This window comes from Paenibacillus sp. RRE4 (assembly GCF_031844205.1).
Taxonomy (GTDB): Bacteria; Bacillota; Bacilli; order Paenibacillales; family Paenibacillaceae; genus Paenibacillus; species Paenibacillus xylanexedens_B.
The window spans coordinates 2,762,177-2,776,705 of the sequence record NZ_JAUZUT010000001.1 but is presented as its reverse complement, the minus strand read 5'-3'; the positions used below and the strand labels follow the sequence as shown (position 1 = coordinate 2,776,705).

The following is a 14,529-nucleotide window of genomic DNA, read 5'->3' as shown; positions in this document are numbered from 1 at the left end:
GAATGAGTCTATCAGAACAATTTATGCCGGCCTTTCTTGAAGAGGTCGTTGGTGACCGTTTTGGTCGCTACTCTAAATATATTATCCAGGATCGAGCCATTCCCGATGTGCGGGATGGATTGAAGCCAGTACAGCGGCGTATTCTTTACGCCATGTACGACTCGGGCAATACACCGGAGAAGCCATATCGTAAGTCTGCCAAAACGGTAGGAGACGTTATGGGTAATTATCACCCTCATGGTGATTCCTCGATCTATGAAGGTATGGTGCGGATGGCACAGCCGTGGAAAATGGGCCATATGCTTGTAGACGGACACGGCAACTGGGGCTCACAAGATGATGACCCCGCTGCAGCTATGCGTTATACAGAGGCTCGTTTGTCACCCATTGCGATGGAGATGCTTCGTGATATTGAGAAGCGCACCGTGTTGTTTAAAGATAACTTTGATAATACAGCCAAGGAACCGGTTGTGTTGCCTTCCCGTTATCCCAATCTTCTCGTAAATGGGGTAAGCGGAATCTCTTCTGGTTTTGCAACCGAGATTCCACCGCATAATTTGCGCGAAACGATTGATGCTTGTATTGCTGTTATGGAGAAACCATCGATTGAACTGGACGAAATCATGATGTTCATCAAGGGACCTGATTTTCCAACAGGCGGCTTAATTATGGGCGGCGACGGTATCCTGGATGCATATCGTACAGGTAAAGGACGAATCTACATACGTTCCAAAACCGAGATCGAAAATATGCGCGGCGGCAAGCAGCAGATCGTTATTACGGAGATTCCTTATCAGGTGGTCAAATCCCGTCTTGTGACGGCGATGGAAAATATCCGCCTGGAGAAAAAGGTTGAAGGTATCGCAGAAGTTCGGGATGAAAGTGGACGCGAAGGATTACGGATTGTTGTTGAGCTGAAAAAAGATGCAGACGCACAAGGGATTTTGGCTTATTTGCTGAAAAAAACCGACCTGCAAGTCACATACAATTTCAATATGGTCGCCATTGTAAACAAAGCGCCGCAACAACTTGGTTTAAAAGCAATTCTGGAAGCTTATATTGCTCACCAACGCGAAGTAGTAACTTTCCGAACCAAGTATGAGCTGGAGAAAGCGGAAGACCGTGCTCATGTCCTGGAGGGGTTGGTGAAAGCCCTTAACATTTTGGATGAAGTCATTGCAGCGATTAAAGCTTCGAAAAATCGTCAGGATGCTCAAAACAATCTGATCTGGATGTTTGGGTTCACGGAACGTCAAGCGGATTCTATTCTCACCTTGCAGTTGTATCGTTTGACGAATCTGGAGATTCATTCGTTGCAAAAAGAGCTGGATGATCTCATGAAGAAAATTTCACAGCTACGCTCGATTCTCGATAGTGATCGCAAGCTGATCGGGGTCATTCGCAAAGAACTCCTGGAGATCAAAGAGAAGTACGGAATTGAGCGCCGCTCCGCCATTCAGGGTGAAGTAGAGGAGCTTAAGGTTAATCTCGAAGTATTGGTCAACGCAGAAGATGTATTTGTGACATTGTCCAAAGAAGGATATGTCAAACGTTCGAGTATGCAGTCCTTTACACGTTCTGGCGGTGAGCGAAGTGCCAGCGGTGTGAAAGAAGGAGATTATATCTCCCAGGTGCTTGAAGTAAATACGTTGGAGAATCTGCTTGTCTTCACACAAAAAGGGCAATATTTCCTCTTGCCTGTGCATCAGGTGCCGGAGTTTAAGTGGAAAGATCCGGGTACCGCCATCGTCAATGTGATTCCACTGGCGAAGGATGATCGGATCACCAGTGTACTGGCGATCAAATCGTTCGAGGAACCAGATCACAGTCTGGTATTTGTAACCCGAAAGGGACAGGTCAAACGAACTGAACTTAAGGAGTACGTTACAAAGCGTTCCGGTGCCGTAGCGGCATGCAAGGTTGCTAAGGATGATGAAGTGCTGTCCGTACATCTAAGTACGGGCGGGAAAGACATTATGCTGATTACCAAAGAAGCGATGGCGATACGTTTCCATGAAGATGAAGTGAATCCGATGGGACGTGTCTCTGGTGGTGTTCGCGGTATTCAATTGAAAGATACAGATGAAGTAGTCTCTGTGCTTTGGGTAGAGGGAGATGAGGGAGAGGTAGCTGTATTAAGTGACCTCGGTTATGGTAAACGATCCTTGCTCCTGGACTATGCCCCGCAGAGCCGTGGTGGTAAAGGCGTGGTTACCTTTGAATTCAAGGAAGGTAAACGCGTTAAACCAAACGGTAGCCGTATTGCAGGTGCATTCTACTGTAAAGAACAACGTCAGTTGACGGTGATGACCAAAGAGGGACAAGCCCATACGATCTCATCCGAGAGCGTTCCACTCACAGAACGTAAACACATCGGTAAATTACTTGTTCCTGTGGACAAACAGGACGAAATTACCGAGCTTATTCAGGATTTTAATGAGAATCAACCGGGGACAACCTCCTAAAAAAGATAAAAAGACTCTTCGCTGGCAGTGCTGATTCTGTCGGGTGAAGAGTCTTTTTTTGTTGTTCTTGGGCGGATGAGAAGTGCATCATCAAGCGAAGTTTAACAACCTTCGTCGATTACAGTCGATCGCTGGGAAATTGAAAAAATGCAGCAGGAATGCGGCTTTGAAGCGCGAAAACTTAAGCAAATGAAATGATTATCCGTTGCAGGAGGAGTGATGTTCGATGTATAATTCCGATTTTGCTAAATGCTGGTCCAGATTAACCAAAGATTATAAATTGCATATGGATCAGGAATTAGCCCCTTCGTTAACAGAGGCACAGCTTGCCGTGCTGGAGGTGCTCGAAGATCATGAAAAGATGAAACCGTCTGATCTGATTCCATATCTTGCGACAACACCTGCTGCCGTAACGATGTTATTGGATCGTATGGAGAAAAACGGCCTCATATGCAGAGTTCGTGATGATCAGGACAGACGGATTGTATGGGTTTCATTATCCGATAAGGGCAGAATGGAAACCAAGCGCGGTATTACGATCCGCAATGAATTTATGAATTCCGTACTGAGCAACATCTCGATGCACAATCAACAATTGCTTGTATATCTGCTTGGGAAAATGACTGCACCCAAAACGAACGTGCAAGAGCCGGCCTTAACAAGTTCAGGTTAAACGAGCAAACTCTGATCGTGAATTGAGTGTAGTAAATAATCTGATGATGTTGAAAAACAAAACGAAAGATTCAATAATCATAAATAAGCATACTTCTGGTCATTAGGGGCAGAAGTATGCTTTTGTCTTGTTATTTTGTCTTGTTATTTGACAGGGCAGTTTTCTTATGTAGAGCCAATAGGACTGAAACTCCATTCGGTATTGCGTATGGTTTAAAAAGAACACACATTGACAACCGCATCAATATATCGTAATATTACAATATAACGTTTTAGGGGGAGTTATTTTGGAGTTGCCTGCGTTTGATCGGAATCAATTAAAACAGTTTGACGAGCCAGCAGAGTTTCTTAAAGCGCTGTCTCATCCCGTACGTTTATGTATCGTTCGTGGTTTGATGCGCAAAAAAAAATGTAATGTTTCATATATGCAGGAATGTCTGGATCTCCCGCAGTCGACGGTATCACAGCATCTGCAGAAGCTTCGCAGTGCAGGAATTGTTGCTACGGAGCGAAATGGTCTGGAAGTCAATTACGTTCTGGCTGATTCTCGTGTGGAGCAGTTGGTCATGATTTTATTTGAAAAGGATGATTGCGAAGATGAATAAACGTAAAAAAGTGTTAATCGTAGGAGGTGTCGCAGGGGGTGCATCTGCTGCTGCACGCCTCCGTCGTCTGGACGAACATGCCAAGATTATTATGTTTGAAAAAGGCCCATATATCTCATTTGCCAACTGCGGCTTGCCTTATTACATTGGAGGTACGATTGAAGAACGGGCGCGACTGCTCGTACAGACTCCGAAAGGTATGGAGGACCGTTTTAATATCGATGTTCGTACACAAAGCGAAGTTATCGCTGTTGATCCAAATAGACGAACCGTGCAGGTACGCAGTGCCGAGCGTGGTTTATACGAGGAAAACTATGATGAATTGATTTTGTCTCCTGGTGCACGCCCTTTGGTGCCTGATCTGCCAGGGAAAGAGAACCCATTAATATATACCGTGCGGAACATTCCGGATATTGATCGAATCAAAGAACGGATAAGTTCTGATAACAACAGGAGTTCAATTGTCATTGGTGGTGGATTTATCGGTGTAGAGATGGCTGAAAATTTAAAGGAAGCTGGGCTGGATGTAACTTTGATTGAGGGGAATGATCAGCTGTTAACCCCGTTTGATCCAGAACTCGCAGCTACGCTAGCTCAAGAGATGGAGCAGAATGGAGTAAAGCTTTTATTTTCACAGCGGGTTCAAGGCTTCCGTACGTTGGATCAAGGTGTTGGTGTTGAATTGCCCGATGGCACGATATTATCTGCAGATATGGTTATCTTGGCCATTGGTGTTATGCCTGACACCTCATTTTTGAAAGATAGTGGCATCGCTCTCGGATCGCGGGGACACATCATCGTTAATGACAAGATGGAGAGCAGTATTCCGCATATTTATGCCGTAGGGGATGCCATCGAAGTAAAGGATTACATTCACGGCACGCAGACAGCAATTCCGCTTGCGGGTCCTGCCAACAAACAGGGACGTATCGTAGCTGATCAGATTGCGGGTCTTCCGACCACCTATAAAGGGACTCAGGGTACATCGATTATCAAAGTGTTTGGTTTGACAGGGGCAACTACTGGCAGCAATGAGAAGACACTCCAACGAATGCAGAAAGACTACCGCACTGTTATCGTACATCCCGCATCCCATGCTTCCTATTATCCGGGATCTAGCGCAATTGCGTTGAAATTGCTCTTTGCTCCGGATGGGAAAATTCTAGGTGCACAAGCTGTTGGTTACGAAGGTGTGGACAAACGAATTGATGATATTGCAGTGGCGATTCACTTCGGTGGAAATGTACGAGATCTGACTGAACTTGAACTGAGCTATGCACCTCCATACTCATCCGCGAAAGACCCGGTGAATATGTTAGGTTATGCGGCTGAAAATATCATGGACGAACGTGTAGAGTCTTACACCTATGTTCAGTTGGCAGAACGTAATCCTGCTAATTCTGTATTGTTGGATGTTAGAAGTGAACTGGAGCACCGCAACGGGCATATTCCAGGTTCGAAGTCGATTCCGGTTGATGAGCTACGTCAGCGGCTCGATGAGCTGGACGTATCTAAAGAAATTTGGGTGTATTGTCAGGTTGGACTTCGTGGTTATACCGCTTCACAAATTCTTCGTCAGCACGGCTATCAAGTGAAAAATTTGAGCGGGGGCTACAAAACCTATCGTCAGGCACAATTCAAACCTGCTACCGTGATAAGTGGGAGTAGCCATGGTGATAACTATAGGAATGAAAGTAACAGCACTGGTGGTAATGTCATACTACAAGAACAAGAAGAACAGGGAAGGAGTCAGATGACTGGCAGTGGCAATGTAAGCAAAGGAGCACAAGCAGATTCATCACAGGAGCTTCACATTGATAATGAACTGAACGTATGTGGTTTGAGTTGCCCGGGCCCGCTAATCGAGGTTAAACAAAAAATGGATCAGTTGGCAGACGGACAGACCCTGCGGGTCAAAGCTTCCGATCCGGGATTTTATGAGGATGTGAAGGCTTGGGCAACGATGTCGGGGTCTGACGTTCTCAAGTTGGAACGGGATAAGGGCGGGGTGATTGAGGCCGTTTTGACCAAAAATGCTTCACCTGCCACAAATAGTTCAATGCAACTTGAAAAAGCGAGTACAATGGTCGTATTCAGCGGTGAGCTAGATAAGGCCATCGCTTCCTTCATTATTGCCAATGGAGCAGCGGCCAGCGGGCGGAAAGTTACAATGTTTTTCACCTTCTGGGGATTGAACATTATTCGAAAACAAGAGATGCAGCAGACACCTGTCAAAACAGGCATGGCCCGTATGTTTGATATGATGTTGCCGAGCAATAGTCTGAAGCTGGGACTGTCCAAGATGAATATGTTTGGTGCAGGACCGAAAATGATTCGAGGTTTAATGAAAAAAAATAACGTCGCTTCGCTGGAACAACTCATGCAATCGGCTATCGCTCAAGGGGTTGAAATCGTAGCTTGTCAGATGTCGATGGATCTGATGGGGATACAACGTGAGGAATTGATCGATCAGGCTGTTATTGGCGGCGTGGGTTATTATCTCGGACAAGCGGATCAGGCGAATCATAATTTGTTTATCTAGAATGTGTATATTAATCAAAAGTTAAAACGGATCTTATTTCAAACTTCGTAAATTTATCAACCAAACCCCGATTTCACCTTAGGTGGGATCGAGGTTTTTTGCTTCTGTGATGACAAGAACTACAAACGTCAAAGGCCAGACCATGGTGCATAATCTCATCGTTCAGGGAAAAGCTACAACCAAACTGATTAGCTGCTATTGGGCTTGCTTATATAATGTATATATCAAATATAATATGTCTCAATATTATTTTCTTGAAATCATATGTAAAGAGTTGACTATGTAAATATTTTTGTTATAATAAGTAATTGTTCCCCTGATATTTCGTACACGAAATATTATATTCCATAAGTAAAAGGGTGAAACAATGACGGATACGTACGAAGTATTTTACATTATCAATTCATTTCGACAAGTGAATCAGATGCTTTTCCGGGCATTCTGGAATGAAAACAAGGACATAGAGTTAACTTCGATTCAGTTTATGGTGTTATCCATCCTCAAGGAGCGGCCTGCTCTTGGCATTAACGAGATTGCTGATCTGTGCCATATGGGTAGTAGTTCAATGAGCGCTGTTGTAGAACGTCTAGTGAAGGGCGAGTACATCATACGGACACGTTCTGATGCAGACCGTCGCTCTGTGGTGCTGCAGATCACAGCCAAAGGGGAAAAGGCTCAACAGGAGACACAACAACTCTGGATGGAGCGTGTGTCACCTATACTGGAAATCTCGAAGGAAGATCTAGAACACCTGCTTCGCATTCATAGTCTGATGATTGAAAAGTTACAAGGAAGAGAGATGAACAACTTATGAGCGCAACCACTGCTACAGCTCCATCTTCTGCGATGGACAACATCAAGAAAGGCCCCATTGTAGCGGCCTTGTTAATTGGTGCCTTTGTGGCATTTTTGAACCAGACCCTGATGAACGTGGCTCTTCCCAAAATTATGGAGGATCTCGGCATCGGGCCGAACAAAGCCCAGTGGCTTACTACGGGCTACATGCTTGTCAACGGGGTGTTAATCCCGGTTACGGCATACCTGATTGCCAAATTTTCAACACGGCAAATTTTCATAACAGCTATGACTTTATTTACGATCGGTACGCTAGTCTGCGGACTAAGTCCGAACTTCTCGATTCTTATGGTCGGCCGTGTTATTCAAGCCGCGGGTGCCGGTATCCTGATGCCGCTGATGACCGTTGTATTTCTGACGATTTTCCCGATTGAGAAGCGTGGACAGGCGATGGGAACGATGGGGATTGCCATGATTCTCGCACCAGCAATTGGTCCTACATTGTCCGGTTATATCGTTGAGCACTATTCCTGGAGATTGTTGTTCTACATCATTCTGCCATTCTCCGTCATCGCAACAGCGATTGGTATTGCGTTTGTTAAAAACGTAACACGTCAGTCCAAGCCGAAACTGGACTCCGTTGGCGTAATCCTATCCACACTCGGATTCGGTAGCTTGCTGTATGGTTTCAGTGATGCGGGTACAGACGGATGGGGAAGTGCTGTTGTCATCAGCTGCCTTGTCGTTGGTGCCATTTCCCTGATTCTGTTTGTTATTCGTCAGTTGACGACCGATCATCCGCTTTTGGAGTTCCGTATTTTCAAATACAACATGTATACCTTAACAACCATTATTAATATGCTTGTTACGATGGCGATGTTTGCAGGCATGATCTTGCTCCCAATCTTTTTGCAAAATATCCGTGGATTCTCACCAATTGAATCCGGCTTGCTCATGATGCCAGGTGCCATCCTAATGGGTATTATGTCTCCGATTACAGGTCGCATCTTCGATAAAGTGGGTGCACGTTGGCTCTCCGTTACGGGGCTGGCTATTACAGCGGTTACCACATGGGGACTGAGCCGTTTGGCCATTGACACGACGTATGGATACATGATGTTTATCTACACTGCTCGTATGTTTGGTATGTCGATGCTGATGATGCCGATTCAGACGGCTGGTCTGAATCAATTGCCTCAACGTCTGAATGCACATGGTACAGCGATGTCGAACACATTGCGTACAGTGGCAGGTGCGATCGGTACAGCGATTCTTGTAACGATCATGAGTAGCAAGCTCAAGTCGCATCTGGCGGAAACGATGGCTACAGGTACAATTGACCCGAACAACAAAACAGCGGTGCTGGCTGCTACAGCAGATGCAACGATCTATGGTGTCAACTATGCCTTTACGGTGGCCACCTTTATGACAATTGCAGCACTGATTATGGCTTTCTTCATTCAGAAAACGAAGCCGGCTACCGAGCAGGTAAACGCAGAGAAAGAAAAGGCTAAAAAAGTGGCAACAGCGTAACATTAGACTTGAAATCTCTAACGATAAATAAGAGAAAGAGAACTCTCAGGCTGCCAGTAGGATATATCTTCTACGGCAACGAGAGTTCTCTTTTTTGTTTTGAAAACGACATATCACTAAGCAAACGAAAAAATGTGCTGTCACTTATTTTCATTTTTGATAGAAGTCACATCATGCAGTAACCAGTCTGGATCGGGTTCATGACCGAAACGTTGGAGATCGATGCTCCCACCAAGCTGGAATTCCACACCTTCACTGACGAGCTCGGTTTCCTGCATCATGCGTGATTCTTCATCAGGTATGGCAATTTGTCCTTTCGCATTGACGACCCGGTGCCAGGGTAAGCGTTCCTTCCGGCTCATGGAGTGCAGAATACGAACGACCTGTCTTGCCGCCCTTGGGCTTCCAGCGCAGGCTGCAATCTGTCCATACGTCATTACCTTTCCTTCAGGGATCGCAGCAATAATGGCGACAACCTGCCTTGTGAACGGGGTCATGAATATCGGCTCCTGTCTTTGAAGTTTAAAATAATGAACACAGAGAGAGTTGTTACATAATTTTTCGATTAAAAAAAGTGCCGCCCGGATGTAGCATCCGAACGACACGTTACAGGTGCAGACAGCTACTGCTTCTAGTTCATCCAATCTGCTTATATGCAGTTTATATCTTCAAGGTGAAAGCTTTTTCGTATATATCCAAAGGCCATTCAGCCCAAGGAAACTCTCGTGCAGGCAGGGATTGTAGCACAACTTCCTCTTTGGTCACAGGATGGGGCAGAGCGGCAATGACAGACCATAACGCGATCTGTTGTCCCGGTTTGTTTATTTTGGCACCATATTTCTGATCTCCGAATAGTGGACAGCCGGCTTCTTTCATCTGCACACGTATCTGATGAGATCGACCTGTATGAAGCTCGATATGCACGAGGCTGTAACGATCGGTTTCTCCGATGACCTCGTAGTCAAGAACGGCATCTTTACCACCAGGTGTACCTTTGGGTACAACGGTTACGGTGTTTGTTTTGCTGTCTTTTAACAGGGTGTGCTTCAATGTGCCCTGACGTGCTGGCAACTTGCCATGAACAACAGCTGCATAGATTTTACGGAAGTGACGTCCACGCACAGTCTCAGACAATCGGGAAGCGGCTTTGGAAGTTTTGGCAAAGATCATGGCACCTCCAACCGGGCGATCCAGACGATGCACCAGCCCCAGATATACATTACCAGGTTTATTATAACGTTCTTTCAGATCCTGTTTGAGTAAAGTGAGCAGATCCGGATCACCGGAAGCATCTTCCTGCGTAGGGACATTCACCGGCTTCGTAATGCCTAACAAATGATTATCCTCATACAGAATCTCGATATCTCCAGTTTTTTGTACATCATGAGACATCATCAGGACTCCCAGCGGCCCAAAATACCGCAAGGCAGATCCAGACCGCTGCGTGTAATCGGTAATCCGATTTCTCCGGCAGTAATCTCTCCACCATACTTGGCAGACATCGTCATCGTCAGCATGTTTCGTAATACCGTTGAAGAGATACCTGTGGTATAAGAGTTTACAAGCATAAACAACGGATTATCCGAAAGAATCGTCATGCAGGATTTCAGGAAAGGATAGAGGTTTTCCTCCAGTTTCCATGTTTCACCGTTCGGGCCACGTCCATAAGAAGGCGGGTCCATAATAATCGCATCGTATTTGTTACCACGGCGCTGCTCGCGCTGTACAAATTTGAACACATCATCGGTGATGAAACGAACAGGGCGATCAGCAAGTCCAGACAATTGCACATTTTCTTTCGCCCATTGAACCATACCTTTCGCTGCATCACAGTGTACAACAGAAGCGCCAGCGTATGCCGCTGCTACGGTTGCTCCGCCAGTGTAGGCGAATAGGTTCAAGACAGAGATGGGGCGTCCTGCATTCGAAATTTTATCCATCATCCAGCTCCAGTTGGCAGCTTGTTCGGGGAACAATCCGGTGTGTTTGAAGCTTGTCGGTTTAATATGGAATTTCAGGTTTTCATATCCGATCGTCCAGCGTTCAGGAATGGGCTTTTTCATATCCCAGCTTCCCCCTCCAGAAGAGCTGCGATGATAGTGACCGTGAGCTTGGCGCCATTCGTGGGTTTCTTGTTCAAGCGGCCAGATGATCTGTGGATCAGGTCTGCGCAAGATGACATCTCCCCAGCGCTCCAGCTTCTCGCCGCCTCCCGTGTCGATTAATTCATAGTCTTTCCAGTTCTTAGCTACGTACATAGTGGTTTATCCATCCTTAAAATTCATTTGGATACTATTGTACAACAAAAAAGGGGCTGTACGCCAGTTAGCCTCAAGGGATTTGGGCAATGTACAGATGAATTTCGACACATCATAAAACAAAAATCTGAATAAAATTAATTTGACAATGATAATCATTATCACTTATGATTTTGTTATTGCAATTTGCAATCTATTCGGAACGTATTTCAAGGGAATTAAATCCATAATAAGAAACCAAAGTGAGGGACAATAGATGGCTAAATGGTTAGTGGCTTATGCCAGTATGACAGGGAACACGGAAGAGATTGCCGAACTTATTGTGGAAGGCATTACAGCAAGTGGTCATGAAGTTGACTTGAAATCTGTAACCGACTTTAATGCCTCAGAAGTTTTGAATTATGAGGGCTTTATGATTGGTGTGTACACATGGGGAGATGGTGAACTGCCGGATGAATTTCTGGACTTCTATGAAGAACTGGATGAGCTTGATTTGCACGGAAAGAGAGCGGCTGTCTTCGGAAGCGGAGATACGTCCTATGAACAATTTTGCGGAGCAGTCGATCTAACAGCGGAGAAGCTGAAGGAACGCGGGGCGGAAGTATCACCAGAGATGTTGAAAATTGAATACAGTCCGCTGGAGCAGGAAAAAGAATCATGCCGGGATTTCGGCAGACGTTTTGTTACTGCTGGTGCGGAGATATCCTGATCGAAATGTTACAGCGTGATGCCTATACAGCAAAGGCTCAGGGGAGCGACGGGCTCCCTGAACGTTTGCTTGAGGACTATAAGCTGGAAGAGATGTTGCGTAGCCCGCATCGGTTTATCCGCCCTGAACCATCGGCTGAGCAACGTCCAGCGCTACAATGGAGACATCGTGTACAATATGCGGTGAGCCATGCCATTAATCATTTTTACAGTGTGGACCCCGACGTACGCAAAGAAATCCCGATTCAATATGTACTCGAAAAATGGTGGCCTAGAAAAACGGACGGTTTTGATTCCGTTCTTCATTATTGGGATGTAAAGCAGAAAATGATCGATGAACTGTCACTGGCCATTGCAGCGAATGATGATTTGAAGCGGCCTGCGATCTTGTATGAACAATGGAAAACCGAAGTGCCTTCTTTACAGATGTCTTTGTCCGTCATCTTTCAGGCGGCTTGGCAACCAGAAGGCTGGGATAAACTGCTTGTTCAGAAATATATGGTAGTTCATGATGCCAACGTCGTGGAAGCCTTTCAGCATATGGTCAGCGTGTTTTGCTGGGAAGCATTTGGCAAGTTGCCGGGCATGATTGAAATTTACTGCCTGCTGGAAGGGCGGAAGATCAGGTATATACCAGGCCGCCAATCATTACAGCGTTCGATGGATTACATCCGTCTTGTTCGGGACAGCATTCCCGTTGCCGAGGAGCAAGAATCAGAGCGCTTTACCGCAAGAGATAAGATCCGTGTGCATGAAGAAGTAGACCGTTGGAGAACGGAAGGGACGAAGCCACAAAAAACATGGTTGATGTGACACTCGAAGCTCTTGATAGCACTTATCTCGGAGGAGGGAATACAGGTGACAACGTTATTCAGGCAAGATATCGGTAACGGAAAAAGAAGAGCAGGAACATGTGAGTTCAGCTCCATGCCCGTACCTCAAGCTGTCATAAGAAAGCTGCTGGATGAAGCTGATCCATCTTTATATGTTATGAGTCCGGCACCTTGGCGTTTTATGCTATTTTCGGGTGAAGGGCGACAGCTCTATATGGAAGCTGTAAGGCAGAGTTATCCGCCTCATCTTGCGGATTCTCACGGGAGCTGGGCTGCGTATCAATACACGGAAGCGATCCCGGCTCATTTGGTGGTGGTTGCCCCCGGCAATTCCCCAGAGGATCATGTTTTGCCTGCGAAGGCATGGAGCAAGCGATTCTCTATTCTGGCTGCTGAACAGGGGGTACACGCGGTCTGGAAGATGAATGATTATCAGCAACATCCCGTATTCATGAACTTGATGGGACTTACATCGAGCGAAAGAGTGCTCGGCGTATTTCACATCGGTTACGGTGAGCAGTGTGGATTACCCAGTGTGGCAACAGGTAGACCAGCTTCTGAACTCATGACGGTATATGACCATTTGGTGTGAAGGGCAACGAGCCTGACAGCTGCGTTGCCGGGTGCGCTTACGGATATTTGATTCAGTGAATGTTACCGTGCAAGGTTTCCGAGGAAATGACGAACACGTTCTTGTTGAGAATGATCTTGAGAACTGGCTTTATATAAGCGATTTGAAACGGTAATGGTGTTACCAAAGAAAAATCGTTCAAACTGAGTCTGTCTGCCTCCAAATGAGCCTGCACCAAGTTCCCAGATCAGGCGGAACAGTGCGTTTCGTTCTTTGGATTCCATGTCGGAGCCTTTGAGATAGACGTTTAAAGCGTCAGCCGGCCCGGACTGGAAATCCTCTTCCTGTGGAACCATGATCATGCCGCTGGAACTGAGTAGCTGCAATATCTCGATCATTTCAGGATACAGTTTCGGATAGAGAAGATTGGCAGCCATAAGCGGTTTAGGAGCTGGCAGGATATACCCTCGTCCGTCCGGCATTGCGCCTGCCTCAGCAGCTAGAGCAAGTGCTTTTAAGGATTCAAGGCCTGCGAGAACACGTGCGGTTTTTTCTATAACATGCGCCTCGTTCGACAGATCCAGCGTATCGGTTAACAGCTGAATGGTGCCGAGCATAAATTCGGTTTTGGCAATATAACGACATAACACCTGATGCCCCGCATGGATATGGAAGTTACTGCCGCTGAAAAGAGTCGAAGACATCTGCTCATGACCTGCAAAAAAAATACGGTTATGCGGCACAAGCACGTGGTCAAAGATGACGATATTGTCCATCTCCTCATATCTGGAGCTTAAGGGGTAATTGTAGTTGGATTCAGCTGCATACGTATCTCGGCAGATCAGAGTGATGCCAGGCAGATCATTAGGAACAGCAAACGAAAAAGCAAATGGATTTTCATCATCAAAAGGTGCAGGAGAAGGGGATGGATAGACAAAAATTTCATCTGAAGTCGCGGCTTGTGTGGCCATCATAAATGCACCGTTTATAATGAGTCCTTCATCAGTCCGATCGACAACCTTGGCAGCAATGGCATCTTCAGTAGCATCCATCTGTCCTGAAATTTTACTAGCATGTGGCTGAATAAAGGCATGGGATAGTGTGATGTCATGATCACGGCAATAGGCGTAGTAATTCCTCAGATTTTCAGCATATTGCGGGGAGAGATCGTTCAACAAGTCGGCAGCGGTAAAAAAAGCCATCATCGCCGTGTTCATGTAATCGGGTGAGCGTCCCAGAAAACCGTGATGAGCCTGAGCCCATATCGTCATCGCTTCACGGCGTTTACGGAGATCGTTGACGCTGGTTGGAGGCAGAAAGGACATCCCTACAGGCTTCCCATCGGTAGGAGAAGGATAGGTCATAAGTTCTGTAAGCAGTGGGTCATACTGCAGGTCGTACATATTCATTTGAGTTTTCATCAAACCGGAGAAGGCGATGTGCTCGGAGCGTTTAGCAGTAAGCAGTTCTCCTTTATACCAGCAGGGTACGGTCTGGGCGTTAATTCGTTCACAATACTGCATGCCGGTTTTAGCGGGCATAGTTCT

General features: G+C 46.0%; 13 protein-coding genes. 9 read left to right on the top strand and 4 right to left on the bottom strand.

Annotated elements, in window-relative coordinates:
- The first annotated feature begins 2 nt into the window (after positions 1-2).
- The 6 genes from gyrA to Q9R46_RS12470 all read left to right on the top strand — a co-directional run bounded on the left by gyrA (position 3) and on the right by Q9R46_RS12470 (position 8,612).
- Positions 3-2,465, top strand: a complete 2,463-nt coding sequence (gene gyrA / locus Q9R46_RS12495) for a DNA gyrase subunit A (protein WP_311280278.1) — start codon at positions 3-5, stop codon at positions 2,463-2,465.
- Positions 2,466-2,691: 226 nt separating this feature from the next.
- Entirely contained in the window at positions 2,692-3,138 is a 447-nt protein-coding gene (locus tag Q9R46_RS12490) for a MarR family winged helix-turn-helix transcriptional regulator (RefSeq protein WP_311280277.1), read from the top strand.
- Positions 3,139-3,424: 286 nt separating this feature from the next.
- Positions 3,425-3,742 carry an ArsR/SmtB family transcription factor gene (locus Q9R46_RS12485; protein ID WP_145331673.1) on the top strand — a complete coding sequence of 106 codons (318 nt, stop codon included), beginning with the start codon at positions 3,425-3,427 and terminating at the stop codon, positions 3,740-3,742.
- Positions 3,735-6,284: an FAD-dependent oxidoreductase gene (locus Q9R46_RS12480; RefSeq protein ID WP_311280276.1), complete on the top strand. Its 2,550-nt coding sequence runs from the start codon at positions 3,735-3,737 to the stop codon at positions 6,282-6,284. Before Q9R46_RS12485 ends, Q9R46_RS12480 begins: the two co-directional genes overlap by 8 nt.
- A gap of 367 nt (positions 6,285-6,651) precedes the next feature.
- Complete coding sequence (locus Q9R46_RS12475; RefSeq protein ID WP_154957540.1) at positions 6,652-7,098, top strand: MarR family winged helix-turn-helix transcriptional regulator; 447 nt, start codon at positions 6,652-6,654, stop codon at positions 7,096-7,098.
- Complete coding sequence (locus tag Q9R46_RS12470; protein WP_311280275.1) at positions 7,095-8,612, top strand: DHA2 family efflux MFS transporter permease subunit; 1,518 nt, start codon at positions 7,095-7,097, stop codon at positions 8,610-8,612. Before Q9R46_RS12475 ends, Q9R46_RS12470 begins: the two co-directional genes overlap by 4 nt.
- Positions 8,613-8,752: 140 nt before the next feature.
- Here the strand turns inward: Q9R46_RS12470 and Q9R46_RS12465 are convergent, their stop codons facing one another.
- From Q9R46_RS12465 to Q9R46_RS12455, 3 genes are all read right to left on the bottom strand, one after another.
- Positions 8,753-9,109 carry an MGMT family protein gene (locus Q9R46_RS12465; protein ID WP_145413218.1) on the bottom strand — a complete coding sequence of 119 codons (357 nt, stop codon included), beginning with the start codon at positions 9,107-9,109 and terminating at the stop codon, positions 8,753-8,755.
- A gap of 163 nt (positions 9,110-9,272) precedes the next feature.
- Complete coding sequence (locus Q9R46_RS12460; protein WP_311280274.1) at positions 9,273-10,007, bottom strand: RluA family pseudouridine synthase; 735 nt, start codon at positions 10,005-10,007, stop codon at positions 9,273-9,275.
- Positions 10,007-10,870, bottom strand: coding sequence for a class I SAM-dependent methyltransferase (locus Q9R46_RS12455; RefSeq protein ID WP_311280273.1), 864 nt, complete (start codon positions 10,868-10,870; stop codon positions 10,007-10,009). The genes Q9R46_RS12460 and Q9R46_RS12455 overlap by 1 nt, the downstream gene beginning before the upstream one ends.
- 256 nt (positions 10,871-11,126) lie before the next feature.
- Here Q9R46_RS12455 and Q9R46_RS12450 point away from each other — a divergent pair, with 256 nt between their 5' ends.
- From Q9R46_RS12450 to Q9R46_RS12440, 3 genes are read left to right on the top strand one after another with little or no spacing between them, the layout of a single operon-like run.
- The gene (locus Q9R46_RS12450) at positions 11,127-11,579 is read left to right on the top strand and encodes a flavodoxin (RefSeq protein ID WP_311280272.1); all 453 of its coding nucleotides are present in this window, start codon (positions 11,127-11,129) and stop codon (positions 11,577-11,579) included.
- Positions 11,528-12,391, top strand: coding sequence for a hypothetical protein (locus Q9R46_RS12445; protein ID WP_260989821.1), 864 nt, complete (start codon positions 11,528-11,530; stop codon positions 12,389-12,391). The genes Q9R46_RS12450 and Q9R46_RS12445 overlap by 52 nt, the downstream gene beginning before the upstream one ends.
- A 45-nt stretch (positions 12,392-12,436) precedes the next feature.
- A complete protein-coding gene (locus Q9R46_RS12440; protein ID WP_145413221.1) occupies positions 12,437-13,003 on the top strand; it encodes a nitroreductase family protein in 567 nt (188 codons plus the stop codon).
- Between the two features lie 62 nt (positions 13,004-13,065).
- Here the strand turns inward: Q9R46_RS12440 and Q9R46_RS12435 are convergent, their stop codons facing one another.
- Positions 13,066-14,523 (bottom strand): 4-hydroxyphenylacetate 3-hydroxylase family protein, encoded by a 1,458-nt coding sequence (locus Q9R46_RS12435; protein WP_311280271.1) that lies wholly within the window; start codon positions 14,521-14,523, stop codon positions 13,066-13,068.
- Positions 14,524-14,529 lie beyond the last annotated feature (6 nt).

What these genes read in the sequence shown, in the direction of transcription:
- Q9R46_RS12465 (WP_145413218.1), bottom strand. Translation starts at nt 9,109, where the DNA reads ATGACCCCGTTCACAAGGCAGGTTGTCGCCATTATTGCTGCGATCCCT.
- gyrA (WP_311280278.1), top strand. Translation starts at nt 3, where the DNA reads ATGAGTCTATCAGAACAATTTATGCCGGCCTTTCTTGAAGAGGTCGTT.
- Q9R46_RS12470 (WP_311280275.1), top strand. Translation starts at nt 7,095, where the DNA reads ATGAGCGCAACCACTGCTACAGCTCCATCTTCTGCGATGGACAACATC.
- Q9R46_RS12475 (WP_154957540.1), top strand. Translation starts at nt 6,652, where the DNA reads ATGACGGATACGTACGAAGTATTTTACATTATCAATTCATTTCGACAA.
- Q9R46_RS12490 (WP_311280277.1), top strand. Translation starts at nt 2,692, where the DNA reads ATGTATAATTCCGATTTTGCTAAATGCTGGTCCAGATTAACCAAAGAT.
- Q9R46_RS12455 (WP_311280273.1), bottom strand. Translation starts at nt 10,870, where the DNA reads ATGTACGTAGCTAAGAACTGGAAAGACTATGAATTAATCGACACGGGA.
- Q9R46_RS12450 (WP_311280272.1), top strand. Translation starts at nt 11,127, where the DNA reads ATGGCTAAATGGTTAGTGGCTTATGCCAGTATGACAGGGAACACGGAA.
- Q9R46_RS12445 (WP_260989821.1), top strand. Translation starts at nt 11,528, where the DNA reads ATGCCGGGATTTCGGCAGACGTTTTGTTACTGCTGGTGCGGAGATATC.
- Q9R46_RS12480 (WP_311280276.1), top strand. Translation starts at nt 3,735, where the DNA reads ATGAATAAACGTAAAAAAGTGTTAATCGTAGGAGGTGTCGCAGGGGGT.
- Q9R46_RS12460 (WP_311280274.1), bottom strand. Translation starts at nt 10,007, where the DNA reads ATGATGTCTCATGATGTACAAAAAACTGGAGATATCGAGATTCTGTAT.
- Q9R46_RS12435 (WP_311280271.1), bottom strand. Translation starts at nt 14,523, where the DNA reads ATGCCCGCTAAAACCGGCATGCAGTATTGTGAACGAATTAACGCCCAG.